This is a genomic window from Candidatus Thiodiazotropha sp. AKIB8, assembly GCF_058244675.1.
Map to the genome: position 1 here is coordinate 68,892 of NZ_JBSYOO010000035.1, position 18,010 is coordinate 86,901.

At 43.6% G+C, this 18,010-nt stretch carries 14 protein-coding genes; 9 read left to right on the plus strand and 5 right to left on the minus strand.

What is annotated here, in order from left to right:
* Nucleotides 1-469 precede the first annotated feature (469 nt).
* Both AC4IFB_RS10430 and AC4IFB_RS10435 read left to right on the plus strand, forming a co-directional pair.
* Nucleotides 470-2,524: a hypothetical protein gene (locus AC4IFB_RS10430; RefSeq protein ID WP_490780138.1), complete on the plus strand. Its 2,055-nt coding sequence runs from the start codon at nucleotides 470-472 to the stop codon at nucleotides 2,522-2,524.
* Nucleotides 2,525-2,613: 89 nt separating this feature from the next.
* On the plus strand, nucleotides 2,614-3,261 hold the full coding sequence (locus AC4IFB_RS10435) for a YdbL family probable chaperone protein (protein WP_490780139.1): 648 nt from the start codon (nucleotides 2,614-2,616) through the stop codon (nucleotides 3,259-3,261).
* A 251-nt stretch (nucleotides 3,262-3,512) separates the two neighbouring features.
* Here the strand turns inward: AC4IFB_RS10435 and AC4IFB_RS10440 are convergent, their stop codons facing one another.
* Nucleotides 3,513-4,586 carry a PQQ-dependent sugar dehydrogenase gene (locus AC4IFB_RS10440; protein WP_490780140.1) on the minus strand — a complete coding sequence of 358 codons (1,074 nt, stop codon included), beginning with the start codon at nucleotides 4,584-4,586 and terminating at the stop codon, nucleotides 3,513-3,515.
* A 254-nt stretch (nucleotides 4,587-4,840) separates the two neighbouring features.
* On the opposite strand from AC4IFB_RS10440, the gene arfB reads away from it, so the two are divergent.
* The 7 genes from arfB to AC4IFB_RS10475 all read left to right on the plus strand — a co-directional run bounded on the left by arfB (nucleotide 4,841) and on the right by AC4IFB_RS10475 (nucleotide 11,130).
* Nucleotides 4,841-5,257 carry an alternative ribosome rescue aminoacyl-tRNA hydrolase ArfB gene (gene arfB, locus AC4IFB_RS10445; protein ID WP_490778437.1) on the plus strand — a complete coding sequence of 139 codons (417 nt, stop codon included), beginning with the start codon at nucleotides 4,841-4,843 and terminating at the stop codon, nucleotides 5,255-5,257.
* 150 nt (nucleotides 5,258-5,407) lie between these two features.
* Nucleotides 5,408-5,944 (plus strand): YaeQ family protein, encoded by a 537-nt coding sequence (locus AC4IFB_RS10450; RefSeq protein ID WP_490778438.1) that lies wholly within the window; start codon nucleotides 5,408-5,410, stop codon nucleotides 5,942-5,944.
* Nucleotides 5,945-6,171: 227 nt separating this feature from the next.
* Nucleotides 6,172-6,525, plus strand: coding sequence for a metalloregulator ArsR/SmtB family transcription factor (locus AC4IFB_RS10455; RefSeq protein WP_490780141.1), 354 nt, complete (start codon nucleotides 6,172-6,174; stop codon nucleotides 6,523-6,525).
* An 87-nt stretch (nucleotides 6,526-6,612) separates the two neighbouring features.
* Nucleotides 6,613-7,539, plus strand: coding sequence for an MBL fold metallo-hydrolase (locus AC4IFB_RS10460; protein WP_490778440.1), 927 nt, complete (start codon nucleotides 6,613-6,615; stop codon nucleotides 7,537-7,539).
* A gap of 3 nt (nucleotides 7,540-7,542) precedes the next feature.
* Nucleotides 7,543-7,779 carry a thioredoxin family protein gene (locus AC4IFB_RS10465; protein ID WP_490778441.1) on the plus strand — a complete coding sequence of 79 codons (237 nt, stop codon included), beginning with the start codon at nucleotides 7,543-7,545 and terminating at the stop codon, nucleotides 7,777-7,779.
* 72 nt (nucleotides 7,780-7,851) lie between these two features.
* Entirely contained in the window at nucleotides 7,852-8,805 is a 954-nt protein-coding gene (locus tag AC4IFB_RS10470) for a permease (RefSeq protein WP_490778442.1), read from the plus strand.
* A 438-nt stretch (nucleotides 8,806-9,243) separates the two neighbouring features.
* Entirely contained in the window at nucleotides 9,244-11,130 is a 1,887-nt protein-coding gene (locus tag AC4IFB_RS10475) for an ammonium transporter (RefSeq protein WP_490780142.1), read from the plus strand.
* 490 nt (nucleotides 11,131-11,620) lie between these two features.
* Here the strand turns inward: AC4IFB_RS10475 and AC4IFB_RS10480 are convergent, their stop codons facing one another.
* The 4 genes from AC4IFB_RS10480 to AC4IFB_RS10495 all read right to left on the minus strand — a co-directional run bounded on the left by AC4IFB_RS10480 (nucleotide 11,621) and on the right by AC4IFB_RS10495 (nucleotide 17,810).
* On the minus strand, nucleotides 11,621-12,259 hold the full coding sequence (locus AC4IFB_RS10480; RefSeq protein WP_490780143.1) for a hypothetical protein: 639 nt from the start codon (nucleotides 12,257-12,259) through the stop codon (nucleotides 11,621-11,623).
* A 557-nt stretch (nucleotides 12,260-12,816) separates the two neighbouring features.
* Nucleotides 12,817-14,001 (minus strand): extracellular solute-binding protein, encoded by a 1,185-nt coding sequence (locus AC4IFB_RS10485; RefSeq protein ID WP_490778445.1) that lies wholly within the window; start codon nucleotides 13,999-14,001, stop codon nucleotides 12,817-12,819.
* Between the two features lie 79 nt (nucleotides 14,002-14,080).
* Nucleotides 14,081-16,609 (minus strand): bifunctional diguanylate cyclase/phosphodiesterase, encoded by a 2,529-nt coding sequence (locus AC4IFB_RS10490; protein WP_490780144.1) that lies wholly within the window; start codon nucleotides 16,607-16,609, stop codon nucleotides 14,081-14,083.
* Between the two features lie 736 nt (nucleotides 16,610-17,345).
* Nucleotides 17,346-17,810 (minus strand): hypothetical protein, encoded by a 465-nt coding sequence (locus tag AC4IFB_RS10495; RefSeq protein ID WP_490780145.1) that lies wholly within the window; start codon nucleotides 17,808-17,810, stop codon nucleotides 17,346-17,348.
* Between the last annotated feature and the right edge of the window lie 200 nt (nucleotides 17,811-18,010).

Genomic DNA, 18,010 nt, shown 5'->3' on the forward strand with positions numbered 1-18,010 from the left:
TTATTTGAGGCTTTTACACAGGTCTATAAAAGTAACAATAAGGTGCTGTTTTTATGGGAATAATAATTATTTGAGGGGCAGTGTTCTTTTGTGAAAGTGTGACATTCAGCCACTTCATCTTATCAAGTGATTGCGAGGCTTGTGGTTTTCCTTGGTTTTATCGAAGCCTGGGTACTGATCTATGCGCCAGCGTTGCTCCTGGTGGTCACCAGGATCGACGAATCTGAGCTTGGACCAGAAGGCCAATGCGGTGATCAAGATCAATATTAAAATAACACTAACAGTTTTGGGTGTGATCATATGGCGTAGTATATAAAGAAGCTATGAATATTTCAGGATATAACCTTTCGGTAAACACCAGTTGGCATTCAGCCGATACTTAATTAAAAGAATGATTTACCTGTATACCATCATGCCCCAAATGAATTCGTTTTGTCGATTTCCAAAACCTGCTTTTTTTAAAGGTTGCTTGAAGCAGTTTAAATCCAATGCTCGATTATTGCTGTCGGTATATTTTCTATTGATAACCCTGAGCGCAGCAGCAGTAACTGAGATTACTCTGACTGCCGATAAGATATCTTCAGATGACTGGTCAGCGAAAGGGATCAGATTATCCATGAATCCAACAGAGCAGGGGCTTGAACTGAAACTCAATATCACTAGATTTGAGCATGAATCTTTGTCTGCAGTCTTAGGTGGTATTGATTTTCACTGCCCTCAGTTACAGGATGATATAGATGCCTATCATTGCGGTCAGGGGCGTCTACTGATCGCAGATTCTCCCTACGGTCCCCTGCGCGGGGTGGTCAGACTAAGCTACTATGACGCGGAAAACTTTTCACTCAGTATAGAAGATCTTAGAGTTGCAGAAGGTGTGCTGAGTCTATCGTTAGAAATGGACTCTGGGGCATGGCAGTTAAAAATGGATGCAAAACAAGTCGCCCTGAAAACAGTAAGAGAAAATCTTGATCTCGATATTCCACCGAAAGATTGGCAATTGACAGGCGAGTTATCCCTTATGGCTGAGCTGTCAGGTTCTGATCAGGGTCTTCAACGCATTGACATGACAGCTGATATTGCACACCTCAATTATGCGGATCAAGAGGGGCTGCAGGTTGCTGAAGATGGCACTGGTGACTTTGATGTGTCTGCCAGGCAAAAGGAGGGGATGTGGTTCGGTACGGTCACAGCTAATATGAAAAGTGGCCAGTTTTACTCCGACCCCTACTACCTGGATCTTAATCCAACACCACTTCATCTAAAGCTCAATGGTAAATGGTCGCCAGAAAAAAATATAGTTCTTCTAGAGCACATCCGGTTAGATCTGCCACCTGCACTTGAAGTTGAAGGAGAGGCCTTGATTGACCTGTCCGGGTTTGTATTGAAACAGGCCAAGCTAAGAGCTGAAACTGCCCGACTAGATACACTATACGAAACACTCCTACAATCAATTCTGATTGGCACTATGGTGGATGAGCTGACTGTGTCTGGCGAGGTGCAGGCTGAAATCGAGTTGACAGATGGAAAACTGGATCAGCTTCAGGCAATCCTGAAATCTGTTAGCCTCGATGACAAGCGAGGTCTCTTCGCAATGCATGGATTGTCTGGATCGTTGTCCTGGTCAAATCATGGTGAAGTGGAAGCCAGTCAAATAGAGATAAATAGGGGCCATATCTATCAAATACCCTACGCTTCAATTTCCGTTCATGCGCAAGCACAAGAGAGTGGGGTAGTGCTTCTCAAGCCAATCGATATACCACTGTTGGGTGGATATATTCAAATCGCACAGTTCGAGAGCCAAAACTTACTCGCTGCCGCACCAGTTTGGGAGACCAGTGCCAAGGTAAACAACCTATCCTTGCAGGAACTCGCCACGGCTTTTGAATGGCCTGTTATGTCTGGAGAACTCAATGGTGAGCTTCCTACCATGCGCTACCAGGATCAAACATTGAATCTCGATGGTGCTCTGCTGATTGATATTTTCGGTGGTCGTATCAGGGTGGGTCAGTTAATGGTCAAGCAACCGCTGGGAAGAGTTCCAGAGATGTTTGCTGCTGCTGAATTAAATAATCTGGATCTTGAGCAGATCACTCAAACATTCTCTTTCGGACATATTGAGGGTGGATTGGATGGCTGGGTCAGAGGGCTTCATTTGCTTAACTGGGAACCAGTTGCGTTTGATGCACTTTTTCACTCTCCGGAAGATGATGATCTGCCTCATCGAATCAGTCAGCGGGCTGTGGACAACCTCACCTCGATCGGTAATGGTATGGGAAGTGGATTGCAGAATACCTTTTTAGGGATATTTAAGGAGTTTCGCTACAATCGTATACAACTGAGTGCGAAGTTAGAAGGAACCTTGGCCGAGCTGGATGGTATAGATCATCCGGATGGAGGCTATTATCTGGTAAAGGGTGCTGGCCTGCCTAGAATTGATGTCATTGCGCGCAATCGTCGTGTAGCCTGGAAGAGTCTGGTGGAACGCCTGAAAAATATACGTGTCGAAGGCATGGAAGTACGTTGAGTATATTGCAATGCTACATCCAATATTGCCTTTAATAACAGTTAAATTGATTTGCATAGTAACAAAGCAAAAGATGAGGATAATCTTTCATGATTAAGGAATCTGGTATGTTGAAATCTTTTCTGGGATATTCATTGATGGTGTTGACACTGGCAGCTTGTGTGACCATCAATATATATTTTCCTGCTGCCGCAGCAGAAGACGCTGCGAGAACAATTGTGAGGGATGTTCTTGGTGAAGAGGCTGCACCACCTGAGAACCAAACGCCTCCTGCAGAGACTCAAGAGGGGGATGATCAATCCTCTCACGACTCAACTTTAAATAAGTTTTCGTACGTTGCTGAGGCTATGTTGAATTTTGTAGTGCCTGTAGCCAGAGCGGAACAACCTAATATAGATATTTCCTCACCATCCATTCGCAAATTACGCGCTGCTATGTCAGACAGGCAGTCTAACTTGACCTCCTACTACCGTTCTGGCGCACTGGGGTTTACCAATAGTGGCTTGGTATCTGTGCGCGAATTGAAAAAAATACCCTTGCGCGATAGAAACAAGGTAAAGAAGTTGGTTGTTGATGAGAACGGGGATCGTAAAGCGCTCTATGCTGAGATTGCCAGGGCGAATGGCCACCCTGAATGGGAGAAGAGTATTCGAGATATATTTGCCCGGGTCTGGGTTGAAGAGGCACCGAAAGGTTATTGGTATCAGAACAGTAAGGGTAGTTGGGTGAATAAGTAAATATTACAGTAGTGTGAGTCAAGCACTATTGGCCTCTCAGGCTCTGGGGCGTGGGGGATATAATGAATACTGAATTAGTCTAGGGCAGGCAGCTTATATCTCTTTTCCTGCAGAGTTCGTTATCAAAACTTGTGAGGGGGCTGCAGCGGCGCTTTGATGCTTTGCTGCAGGCCAGCACACCGTGGTTGAATGAGACATACTTAGTCGCCAGGTTAATTGCAGTCTATGTTACTGCTGGGGAAGTAGAGAACTTAGTCACTGCCACTGGCCATAATCTTGACTAATTTGCCTTGTTGCTCATCGATCAGCAAATAGATCGATCCATCATGGCCCTGGCGCACATCCCTTACTCTTCCCAGTTTGTTAGTCAATATTCTCTCTTCATGGACAATTTTGTCACCCTCCAGCTCCAATCTGACTAATTGCTGAAATTTCAAAGAGCCTACTAACAGATTGCCCTGCCAAGGTGGAAGTTGTTTACCGGTATAAAAGGCCATGCCTGATGGTGCTATCGATGGTATCCAGGTGTGTAGAGGCTGTTCCATTCCTGCTTTATGAGTGCCTTCGCCTATTTTTGTTCCAATCACATAGTTGACGCCATAGGTGATAGTAGGCCAGCCATAGTTGTGACCTGCTTTTGGGATGTTTATCTCATCACCACCCTGAGGGCCATGTTCATGGGTCCATAACAGACCGGTCGAAGGGTGAAGTGCAGCGCCCTGGATATTTCTGTGCCCATAACTGTAGATCTCGGGTCTCGCGTTTTTATGCGCTACAAAAGGATTGTCTTTGGGGATGCTGCCATCATCATGCAAGCGGATCACAGAGCCAGCATGATCCGACAGATCTTGTGCTCTGGATTTATCGCCCCGGTCACCGAGGGTGATAAACAGCTCGCCTCTTTTGTTAAAAACCAGGCGCGAGCCAAAATGGTGCCTGGAGTTATTCTTGTTCGATAATCGAAAAATTATCTCTATCTCATTAAGGCGGTGATTATTCAATTTCCCCCTGGCTACTGCAGTACCATAGCCATCATCAGACTTTTCGGCAAAAGAGAAGTAGATATATCGATTCTTTTCGAATTGTGGATGAAGCACTAAATCGAGTAGGCCACCCTGCCCATGTTGACGAATAGCCGGGAGACCGCCGATTGGGTTGGGATCGAGATTGCCATTGACGTCTAAGTAACGCAATTTTCCTGACCGCTCTGTGATCAGCATGTCACCCTCAGGCAGGAAAGCCAGGGACCAGGGGTGGGAGAGCTCCTCAGTGAGGATCTCATAACGAATACTGAGCTTTTCTGTCTCGATGACTTGCGAGGCCACTACTATCTGACAGGAAAACAACACTATAAGTGCTAACGAATATATGGTTCTTTTACTGATTGTCTTGTGCACATCAAGCTCCTTCGCAGTGTTGATTCAGCTAAGGGTTAACTGTTTTGGCATAATTAATAGCGGTGTCCTTAATTAGAGGCTTTTAAAGAAAACCTCTATATCAAGATGAATCTATCGAAGCAGATCTGCAACCCTGGTATATTTAAGGAAGCTCTGATTCCTACTGTATGAAATATAGTTCAATGTCTCTATCGATAACCAAACAGATATCAATTCCAGAAAATGAGGTTGAATTTAATGCAATCCGAGCCCAAGGTGCGGGGGGGCAAAATGTCAATAAAGTCTCATCGGCTATCCATCTACGCTTTGATATCCATGCTTCATCCTTGCCAGGGCTGATAAAAGAGCGTCTTCTTAAGCTGTCAGACAACAGAATCAGTCGAGACGGCATCATTGTGATTAAGGCTCAACGTTACCGGGATCAGGATAAAAATCGCCATGACGCACTGCAGAGGCTTCGCTCAATGGTGGAACTCGCTGTTGTTGCTCAGAAAAAACGTAAACCAACCCGGCCAACAAAATCGTCAGTACGGCGTCGGCTCGATGCAAAGAACCGGCGTGCTCAGCAGAAGACGTTGCGACGAAAAGTAATAGACTGACACTCAATCTGTTCAGTACAGACCATTTCTTAGCAAAATCTTTGCGGTTTTTGGCAATCAGGCAGCAAGGTTCGTATCATTGCGGCATTTATCAGGGATTTCCCTGGTCCATTGTAAGATCACTAACCAATCACGAGGTAGACTACTGTTGTGGCTTTAAAAGCAACCATCTTCAAGGCGGAGCTGCAGGTCTCCAATATGGATCAGCAACATTACGCTACCTATAACCTGACTCTGGCAAGGCACCCTTCAGAAACTGATCAACGTATGATGCTGCGTTTGGTTGCATTTGCCCTGAATGCAGATGAGCTATTGAGTTTTACCAAGGGCATCAGCACTGAAGATGAGCCTGATCTCTGGTTGAAAAGCCTGAGTGACGAGATAGAGCTTTGGATCGAGTTAGGACAACCCGATGAAAAAAGGATTCGCCGAGCGTGCGGTCGTGCCAGGAAGGTGACGGTATATCCCTATGCCGAGCGTAGTGCAGGTGTCTGGTGGGAGCAGATGCGAGACGTAGTAAGTCGTTTCACCAATTTGTCTGTTCTCAGGCTATCTGCGGTCGATGATGGTCTACTGCAAGATCTGGCTCAGCGTAATATGCATCTGCATGTCACCATTCAGGAAGGGCAGGTGTGGCTGGGTGATGAGCAACAAACGGTTATGGTTGAGCTTCATCAGTTGCAGTAGTGGCTGGTTACTACTGATTTCATCTCTTTTCAGGGGTGATCTACCGACTTCAGTCGATAGATCTTTTCCACCTTTTTGCTAACTCCATGTTCACGGTATCGATCACTCTTTGAGCAGATCAAGTGTATGCAATAAGTTGACGGTGTAGTGCGGCTCGAATAGTGCTCTGAGACCACCTCAACTATATATGCTTGATCGTATATACCGTTTTCCGTATATTATGTTGCATGAATATAAATCCAAAAGAGTTATTTTCCAGTCTCTCTCACGAGACCAGAATACGTTGCATCTCTTTACTACTTCAACACGAAGAGCTATGTGTCTGTGAGTTAACCCATGCAATTGGTGCTGCACAGCCCCATATCTCCCGTCATCTGGCACAGCTACGAGAAGCCGGAGTGATCCTTGACCGCCGAGATGGGCTTTGGATTCACTACCGGATCAACCCCGATCTTCCCTCTTGGGTTATGGGTGTTCTGTCTGAAACCCTGCACGGCATTAAGCAGGAACCGCCTTTTAAGCAAGATGCTGACACGCTCGCCGTGATGCCCAACAGGCCGGGCTCACCCAGATGTGCATAACCCTCATCTGCAAACATCAAATATTCAATCAAGAGATACAGCCATGATGTACAAGGCCAACAAACCATCCATGGTGGAGTTTGATTTATGATTCGCTCTACCCTGTTTATCTGGCTCGTTCTCATCTCTTTCGGGACAGATGCCTTTGAGCTGGCAGTTGAACCTGTCAGTAAAAATAGTTACGCAATAGTCGGTGAGATTGGCCCCCGCACACCCGAAAACCATGCCCTGAACAATACACTTGGTTTTGTGGTGACCAGTGACGGTGTTGTCCTTGTTGGCTCAGGCGCATTGCCTGCAGGTGCAGAGTTGATCGAAAAGGCGGTCGCAAGTGTGACCAATAAACCGATTCGACTGGTCGTTAATATTGGGGTTCAAGATCATCACTGGCTGGGTAACAGCTACTTTGCTGACAAAGGAATCACCATCAAGGCGCTTAGAAGGACTGTAGAGAGTCAGCAGCAGCAAGTTGATGCACAACTCGCACGACTTAAAGCCCAGGTTGGTGATAGGACCGACACCGTTACACCAGTGTTTGCCTCAGAGGTAGTGGATGCCGACCAGCAGGTTTTCACAATTGGCGAGGTTACTTTCAATCTGATTTGGCCAGGTGACGGTCATTTTACTGGCGATGCCGTGTTGTGGATTGCTGAGACAAGCACCCTGTTCAGCGGCGATTTTGTATTCAATGACCGTATGCTAGGTATCCATCCCTCCACACCTGTTGCCAAATGGCAGAATTCGTTCCATGTCATTGAACAACTGGAGCCTCTGCATGTTGTGCCTGGCCATGGCCATCCCGCAGATCTCGACAAAGCTCGTCGCGATACCGGTAACTATCTTGACTGGCTTGTAGTGCAGGTTGGCAAAGCGCTGGATGAGTGGCAGGAACTGAGCGACACGTTGGAAGTATTGGCGAATGCGCCTGATTTTACCCACCTGAAATTCTACAAAAGCTGGCACAAACGAAATATCCACCAGACTTACTTACAATTTGAAGCCATGAGGGAATAAGAGATGAAAGTCATTAAAGTACTGGGGACAGGATGCAAGAACTGTGAGACCACTGCCAAATTGATCACCCTTGCTGCAGAACAGGCAGGTGTAGAGATTGAACTGGAAAAAGTCACCGATATGGCTCAAATCATGAGCTACGGTGTGATGTCCACACCCGGCGTGGTAGTCGATGGTGAGGTCGTCCACGCAGGAGGATTGCCTGGGCCTGACCTGGTGCGTCAATGGGTTTCAGATTAAAAAACCTAATTCGATCCCACTATGAACTGATAAGGAGATCAGGTTCTTGCCAGGAATTAGGAGAGAATCCCGTTGTTCGATGCTTTTGCTAAAATAGTCGTTTTTCAGCTGCTCAACGTATCAGCGGATACACAGCTTGGAGCCGCTTTGCATTTTTTCGTCATGGATGTGGCGAAAATCTTTTTTCTCCTGGTTGTCATCATCTATGTAATGGGACTGTTGCGTGCATTTCTTTCACCTGAGCGGGTGCGAGAATATGTACAAAATCGGCCGGATTGGCAGGCAAGAGGGATGGCCGTCACTTTAGGTGCGGTTACACCCTTTTGCTCCTGTTCATCTGTGCCCCTGTTTATCGGTTTTGTTGAAGCAGGTATTCCCCTTGGGGTCACATTCTCGTTTCTAATCGCTTCACCAATGATCAATGAAGTCGCCGTTGTGATTCTTATCGGTATTCTTGGCTGGAAACTCACCCTGCTCTATGTGACTGCTGGATTGCTGGTGGCGTGGTTTGGCGGATTGGCAATGAAGTGGCTGAAAACCGAGCGCTGGGTAGAGGAGTACGTGTGGGATATCCAAATGGGCAAAGTGGCCCAGCCCAGAATCAATACCTCTCTCAAGGGGCGACACCAATACGCAATGGGGGAAGTTAGAGAGATTGTCAGAAGAATCTGGAAGTGGGTACTGCTTGGTGTAGGCGTGGGTGCTCTTTTCCATGGCTTTGTTCCCGAGGGTTGGGTTAGTTCCCATCTTGCTTCCGGTAATTGGTATGACGTACCTACAGCCGTTCTGCTGGGGATACCGCTCTATTCCAATGCCACCGGCATAATCCCCGTAGCTGAGGCTATGCTTGGGAAAGGCGTTGCTATAGGTACGACACTGGCACTGATGATGAGCGTTGCAGCCTTGTCACTGCCTGAGATACTCATCCTGAGAAAGGTAATCAAATGGCAGGCACTGGCGATATTCGCACTCGTTCTGGCGGTTTCATTTATTTTTGTCGGCTGGCTCTTTAACGGGATTGTGTGAAAGGTTTTTAAAACAATATCTATATTCTGCATGTCGTGGTTGCTGCTTATCCCTCCATAATTTATGCCCGACACAAATAGATATGTGGTAAGGCGATGTTACTTACCACATCAAAGTCTGAAGTTGCCTGTTGTTTTTAGGTGCATGCTTAGCTCTTTTCTCCACACCCAGAACAGACCGAGATAACCGGTAAGATTCTAATTCTTGGTATTTTTCAGAAATTCTTTGGTGGCTGCATTGTTGGGGATTGTGGTAATACACTCGAAATGTTCGAAACATGACAACGGGGGCGTTACTCAATAGCAAAAAAAGACGAAGAAATACAGTGAGATATGTTTACCCATGATTATGGAATATAAATTGCACAGTGTTCAGGCTCGGTTGTTTTGACCAGTTACACACTTAACCAAACTTGTTTGAATCGGAGAGCAGAACGAAGTGGATGCAATTAGCAGTGACATGTTATGGATCTTGACCTGTGGGTTTTTAGTTACCTTGATGCAGGGAGGATTTACCTGCCTTGAAAGTGGACTGGTCCGCTCTAAAAACAGCATCAATGTCGCCATCAAAAATCTGGTCGATTTCTGTATTTCCCTATCGCTATATGCCCTGTTTGGTTTTGGCCTCATGTTCGGTACCAGCCAATGGGGTTTGTTGGGTACTGATCATTTTATGATTGGAAATGGTACAGGTGGACATGACTTAAGCTTTTTCTTCTTCGAGGCGGTTTTTTGTGGAACGGCAGCAACCATCGTTTCCGGTGCTGTGGCGGAACGTATGCGCTTTCTTGGGTATATCCTTACAACAGTCGTTCTGGCCGGCACTATATATCCTATTGTCGGCCATTGGGCATGGGCCATGAATGAGGCTGGAGAGATGACAGGGTGGCTTGGTCAAATGGGCTTCAAGGATTTTGCCGGATCCTCTGTGGTTCACTCTGTCGGTGGTTGGATTGCTCTGGCTGCGCTGATTATTATCGGCCCCAGGATCGGCCGATTCGGTGAAAATGGACGACCTGTAGAGGGTCACTCTCTGCCAATCGCCACTGTTGGGGTTTTTCTGCTCTGGTTCGGCTGGTTTGGATTCAATGGCGGTTCCACCCTGCGCCTGTCAAACGATATACCGCTGATCATAGTCAACACTGCGATGGCAGGTGCTGTGGGTGGTATCAGTGCATTGACTGCCAGTTGGCTACGTGATGGGCAACCCTTGGTGGACCGGGTAATGAATGGGGTTATTGCCGGATTGGTCGGTATAACGGCAGGTTGTAATCTGGTGGAACCGGTCAGTGCTATGCTCATCGGCTTAATTAGTGGTTTTATCGTTGTCTATAGCACACCCATGCTGGAGCGTTGGAAAATCGACGATGCCATAGGTGCGGTCTCTGTTCATCTGGTAGCCGGTATCTGGGGTACCTTGGCTGTAGCCCTGTTTGCTCCGGATGGTAGTTGGGGCAGTGAGTTGACTCGATTGGATTTTTTCTGGATTCAACTGCTTGGAGTTACTTCCATCGGTCTCTACAGTTTTGGTTTCGGTTTCTCCCTGTTGTGGTTACTGAACAAGCTGGTGCCTCTGCGAGTTAGTGCTATGGATGAACGGATCGGATTGAATATTTCCGAGCATGGGGCCGGTACCTCAATTTTGGATCTAATTACTCAGATGGATGAACAAGCCCGTAGCGGTAATTTTTCCAGACCTGTCGATATTGAACCAGAAACTGATGCTGCACCTATTGCCGCCTTTTATAATGCGGTGCTTGAGAAATTCATGATGGAGACAAGTCGTCGGCAGACGGCGATGCAGAAGCTCAATCAGATGGCCAATTATGACCCTCTTACCGGTTTGGTTAATCGTAGATTTTTTTATGAGTCAGTGAGGCGTGCATTAATTCGAGCCCGTCGAAACAAGTCCAGTGGTGCAGTGTTATATTTTGATCTGGATGGTTTTAAAATCATCAACGACAGCTTCGGTCATGAAGCCGGAGATCGGATTTTGAAAGAGACCGCATTGAGACTTGCCCAGAGTGTTAGGGAAAACGATATTTTAGGGCGTCTGGGTGGTGATGAGTTTGCGCTACTCATTGAAGACGCAAAGCTTCCCAGAGAAAATGCTATTCAGGTGGCCAGTAAAATCCTTGAGCGTGTTGAAGAGTCCTATGACTGCCAAGGCGAGACCTGTTTTATTGGTATCTCTATTGGTATTGCAGTTTATCACTATGATAATTATCTGGAAGTCAAGACACTGATTAGAAATGCAGACCATGCTATGTATGAGGCGAAGATGGCGGGTAAGGGTACCTATCGAGTTTATGAATCTATTGACTAAATCAAACTGTGTCAGCGGCCTCTGATGAGGGGCTTCGGCTTAGTATGACCCTATGGATTAAATTATGACTAGTATAGAGGCTCTGCCCTGACCAATGCAGCGGTAGTTCGACCAGCGGTAATGCCAGGGTGAATCCACCATCTCAGCACACACTGGATTCCACTCGATATAGCGCATGCGGGTCAACTGCCGCGCTGGTGCCCAAGTCAAGAGTAAACCTGACTCAATTTGCTCATATCGTCACTGATACTCTACAGCTTCGCGAGCCAGCTAAAGCTGTTAAAACCCGGTGACCCCAATGACTTCTCGAGCTGCTGATTCCGCAGGCAGCTGATGCTGCCCCTCGACCACCCACCTGTTTTAGTATGGCCGTGTCAAAATGTTAGCCCGGTATATTGAATATGATACCGAGATATACTAAACCCTGATAGCCATCAACATCAGTATATATAAGAACCCTTTCAACTACCGGGCCAACATCGTCGATTACCTAGCTGGTCATTAACGTTTTAGCGCTCGAAAAAGAGAGATTACTTCGCCACAGCAACATGATGAGAGAAGAAGCCATCAAGTAAAATGTAGGAGGTAGAGGAACTGGAGCAACATCAGAAACATCGGAAACCAGAAAATCACTTCCAATGTTTATTGTCGTTTCCCCAATAAGAGGATTGGAGTCAGTGGTTGTGACACTTCCACCAAGAAAACTGTCGTTATAGATACTGAAGTCATCAGATAAGTCAGTGATTAAATCAAGCCCACTGAACGTCAGCTCTATCTGTGCAGGTTGAGGACCAGTTGCGGCCCCTATAGTCCAGACAGTGTTTAGACCATTACTACTCGTGCTTGTCGTAATAGGTACAGCGTCGGTCAGCTCATAGCTGGCTGGACCATTCAGATCAACCACATCGATATGCCCACCATTGACTGCACTATCAAACAGACCAGCCCCTGCGGTAGATGATGTATTTACCACTGTAGTGTCAATTAAAAAATAGCTTCCCGGTTGAACGCCTACATTATTACCAAAAATATCCTGTGTTGCACTGAAGTCAAATTGTAAAGTTGCTGCATTTACCATGCAGGGTGTTATAAACGCTAGCGAAAGAAATGATAGCCGAGACGAAATCATTTTTTATAAATCTCCATACTGATTATTAATTATTCCTGAGGCTACTGTAATATAAATCAACAGCGACCTCGTCCCTTGTGACATAATCTGATCACTCAGATTACGCGCAAGACTGCGACGTTTTAGATAGTATGTAATTGAAGGTAAAGTCTTAGTTGATACTATTTCAGCACAACAAAATTTGTATTATTCTAAATTGTAATTTAGTTCCGAAAGTCGGTTGTTAACAATCTGTCATAAATAATAGAGATCAGGGTAGTAACTATCTCTTCCATTACAGACATCCATTATGAATACATCACAGACCTTTACGCTTAGCCTAAGCCCTAAGATCAAAACCACTCTTTAGTAGTTTAGTTCCTAGCGCACTGCATTGTATTTGAATAAGCAGCACGGTCAATAGGATTTATATTCTTTTTTTGGAAAAAACTATTTATACAAAGTGTAATTAAATTGACTGTTTTTTAGTTGAAAGCGTGAGATACAGCCTTAATATGGTAATAACCTTATTGTATGCGTATATAGATCCATCTTTTGTTCTTGTATTCTAATACTTCCTACCTGTAGGGCGTAATATAGTTTTGATGTCTATCAAAAGCGGCGTTAATATTCTCAACAGCCAGATCCAGGGCGATAGCTGGTGGCATACCATTTACGATATCACTCATGGCTTTTATGTAGCTGGAGGATATAACTGAATACGCAGGAGTCGCTGGCCTAAATCTGGCGGTACGGGTCGACAATTCATAAAGAATTCGCCATTTACCTTGTACGCCATAATCTTCGCTCAAATCAGCAGTATGGCTGTTAGTCGGAAATATCCCCATTACACTGGAGCTTGCAAGGGTTTCCTCTGCTGTCATTAAAAAAGTAATTAACTCGACAGCCGCTTCTGGATGTTGGCAACTTTCCGTTATTGCCCAGTGCCAGGTGCCACCACCGACAAAAGATCCATTTCCAAAATCTGGAACTGGCAATACTGCTAAATCCTCTTTAAAAGCATTGTAGTAACTACTTAAAGCCCAGGAACCACCATATTGAACAGCAATAGTTCCTCTAATGAAGCCTTCGTCATTTGGGGGGGTAGGGTCAATATATTGTTCCTGTACCAAATATTGTATCCATTCCCCAAACTTAATTGCATTGTCTGAGTTCAAAAAGCCATCTACTGTTATATTATTGCTGCGATCTATTAGATCCGCTCCCCAGGAAAGCATCATAGGAGCCCATGCATAAGGAATCCATTCCGTTGTGTCATGTGCTCTTATATCAAATGGATATTTATATTCTCCTGTTGCTTTCACAGCCTTTAGGATCGCCATAAATTCATCTCTACTCCATGGATGCTCTAGAGTCGGATAGCGAGCTTTTATTTGATTGATTAGCGACTTTCTTGTGAACAGAGCTAATGAGACATCTAGTGGACCGATTGAATAGACTTTACCATTGTAAATCCCTTTTGCAGTTGTATTTACTGACTGCAACATCTCCTCATCAATGAGCTCATCTAAAGGTCGTATATATCCCTTCCAGGCAAAACTTGGTACTAGAGGCTGGTCTATTTCAATCACGCAAGGAAGTAGACCAGCTTGTGCTGCGGCCGTAGTAGATAAGGTATAGGAAGCCTCGGGAATAAGATCAGGTACGATTTTCCATTGACTTTGACTCTCATTAAATCTTTTTATTGAGGCAAACGACGCTGTAATTTCAATCTCTCTCGCGTCATGACGCCAAAGTTTCACTATTTTCGGATCACCGAATGAACTAAAGGGATAACAACCTAGTAGGATCAATATAATCGTTAAATGCTTCATCTCAGTTTTATTGGGAACCAGGCAGGGTAGTATCAGTGTTGTTTACAGGTTTACTTTTCACGATTCTCTTAGACAATTGCCCTATATTTAAAGGTTTATCAAGATAGTAACCTTGCAATATATCACACTCATAATTGAGTAACTTTTTGAACTGAGAGCTTGTTTCAACACCCTCTGCTACAACAACCAGCCCACACAGACGACCAGTTCCTATAATCATACGAACAAGCATGTTACTTTGGTGATTGCCTATGAATCGATTTATAAAACAACGATCTATTTTTAATTCGGTTAGCGGTAAACTAGTGATATAGTTGAGAGACGAATAACCTGTACCAAAATCATCCAGTGACAAGCCAAAGCCTTGCTCTCTTAATTGTGTCAATAGTAGCCTTACTGCATCTAAGTCTTGGATGCAAATGTTTTCTGTGACTTCTAAAGTGATCCGCTTCGGGTCAATACCTATTTCAGCACAAATTTCCAATAAGCTGTGACCCAGCTCTGGGTCCATGAGCTGAACAGGAGAGATATTAACTGATAGTTTAAGTGCATCTTTTCCATTAGGTGAAAGCTCGTAAATATCTTCACAAGCACGTCTAAATATTAATATACCGAGGTCATTAATTAATCCTGCTTCCTCTGCTATAGCGATAAATTCTGTTGGTGAAATAATACCCAAAGCAGGGTGATTCCATCTAGCCAGTGCCTCGACACTAAGAATATTCTTGTCATGGAAACTTGATTGTGGCTGGTAGAAAACCGTAAATCCATTGTCCTTTGTTGCGAGAGCTAACTCATGCTCAATTACTGCTCGACGTTTAATCTGCTCAGTAATAGAACTACTATAAAAAAGAGACTGCCCCTTTCTTTGAGATTTAGATTTATAAAGAACTGTGTACGCCTGGTTTATAAGGCCTTCAGCGTCTGTGCTGTTATCTGGGTAGATTGAAACGCCAATACTACAACCAATAGTGAGCGTTCGACCGTCTATATCAATGGGGCCAGACAATGTTTCATGTATGAGGGATGCTTTATCTTTAGCATCTTCTGTATCATTCAAGTTTGGATAACAAAACATAAACTCATCACCACCAAATCGAGATACGCTTTCACTACAACCTGTCAATAGCTCAAACTTTCTGCTAACTACTCCAAGTAATTGATCACCAACCTGATGGCCATATATATCATTGATATTTTTAAAGTTATCTAAATCAACAAACATAACTGCTAGTATTTTGTTGTCTGTTTGGCTTAGATCAATATGCTTTTGAATATTCTTTAGCATATGAACGCGATTGGGTAAATTTGTTAAGTCATCATGTAGCGCCATGTACTCCATCTTGTTTTTTGTTTCATCAAGTTCGTCAAAATCCTCACGTATCTTTTTTTGAAAGACCTCGAAGCGCCTGGCTATTAAATTACCAACAAATAAAGAACTGCCAGTAAGTAATAACATAGAAGCTATAGTGAGGTAGATCAGATTGGTTAAACTTTGTTGGTTGGCTCTGACAAGTGCTTCTTCTTTTATCTTTAAACGCCTTTCAAAACTTTGGGCGCTGAATCCTGTACCAATAATCCAATCCCAACCTTTTATTTTCTTTACATAGTTGATTTGTTTTAACTTAACTGTTCCACTCAGTGTAAGAGGTTTAGAGTAATCAACATAACCCCCCCCATTACGCACTTGTTGCATAATATTGTTAAAATAATTTTCTTGAAGGGGGGTTCCAGTATTTATATTCAAACCTAGAAAATCATGCCGATGGTGCGCTAGCAGAATTCCATTCTTATCTAATACAAAAAAATAACCACCTTCTCCATACTCATATTCTGAAAACCAATCAAGTAGGTCTTCTTTAACGCTTTCTTCAAAGTCAGATAGGTACTCGCCAGTACCAATCAACAGGTCAAAGGGTTCGAATCGTTTAACATAACCGACCTTGTCAAATTTCTTCTCAGCGGGCCCGCCAGGTTTTTTAAAGAGCCAGTGAAAAGCGCCTTCTCGATGCTCCTCTGCTATATCCAGCATTCCATTGAATATATAATTTCCTTTTTCATCTCGTGACTCCCAATTTGTTTTCCCCTCCATTTCAGGATTACCGGCATTCATGATGGTATTTCCATTCATATCCAGAATGAAATAGTAGCCTCTTCCATCAAAAAAACGAATTGGCCGGAGCGATTCTCTGATCAGCTTTTCTATTTCAGCCCTAGATTTACCAATATTACGTGCATATACGTAATTCGCGATTCCATAGGCTTCATAAACACGCTGTTTTGCGCTCTCTTTTAAATCACTTTCTAATTGGTATTTTTTTAGGATGACCTGTTTGTAGGCTTGAGAAACTTCGGAGCGTATCATCTCTTTCTGTTGAAATATAAGCTCTTCACGAAGGTTTTCTATACTCAAAGCAGCTTGCGCTCGCTTATCCTGAATTGCAATAATATTCACAGCTAAAGCAAATACAAAAACTACAGCAACCGGCGCATATCGGATTAAGTTTAGTAATTTTCTATTGTCAAGATCTGTCAACTAAACTCACCTATGTTTGTTTTAAGATTACATAAGCAATCCGTGCTTTGTTTTTGATGGAACATAGAACCTAATCATCTTGAGTGAAAATAATTCAAAACAAAAATGACTCTTTATATTAAATATCTTATTTCAGAAACCTATGAAAAACCGAGTCATAAACTTGGTTATTTAACCTTATCTTCTATTATCCATATATAGTTCACGTTCGTCTTGCTTCATTGCTTTTACGCATGCTTTAGGCACAAAAAAGCACACTTTATTCAAAACTTCACAACATTTTTGAGCTTAAGTGAATCTAAAGCAGATTGAATTACCTGGCATACTCAATAAAAAATACATATAAATCATATAGTTACAATTTAGGATTATTGGATTCTGGAGCGCTGACATCTCAACTTTATGTTCATGTACTTTGTGTTCATCAATAAATAGACCATATATATAAGCAAAACACTCGAATATACTGATTCAGTGAGCTGGACACTGATTCTGACACCGAGTATGACTGACTTTACATAACGTTCGATACAGTCAGCAAGATGTTTGGATGACAACTAATTCGCTTGGGTACTCAGCGACAGTGGACCCAAGGCGAACTATCTAGAACTGTCACTATTTACTCTTCGGCTATATGACATAGTGAGCGACCTCCACAGGACTGAGGCCAGCCCCTACAGGACTGCCGAATTTATTGATACCCCCCTAATAGAGGGGTGCTAACCTATCTCCTGATTCATAACCCAGGTCCATGCCTCGTGCCTTTGTATTGTAATTCACTGATTGCTTTTAATGCTTCATCCTTTTCAACAATATCAGCACTGTAGCCGATAGTTACCAATCCTGGATGTTGGAACTTAATAAAATATTGCTGATTATTTTTGACATTTAATGATACAGGGCCTGCTGATTTTACTTGAGAACTTATGAGGTCTGATAGCAGACGATCTCCATCATACTCAAAAGTAAGAGTGTGTTGGCCTGGCTTTAGGTCTATATAGAAAAATCCCTCTTTGTAAATGTAGTGTGCATCTTTACCATCTACTAATAATTTTGGTTGTATTACTAATCCGCAATCACCGACAGCGCAATATATAAAAACTCTTGCCATATTTGATGGTATTTTACTCAGTTTATCGGCTAATGTTTTATAGGTTGGCTCCTTGGTGGGTATGGAATAATAATTTCCAAACATACCCATTACAATTTTTCTGTATATGTCGTCAGTAAATAGTACTTTCCCTCTTACATTCTTCTTCTCTGAATAACTGTAAAATATGTAAGAGTCTTCATTATTTAATTTATTATAGTCAAGTCGTTCTGTCAGAATTCTGTCAATTAGTTTTACTGACTCTTTTATTCCTTCATCATAGGCTTGTCGGTATTTAGCTTGAAGGGATC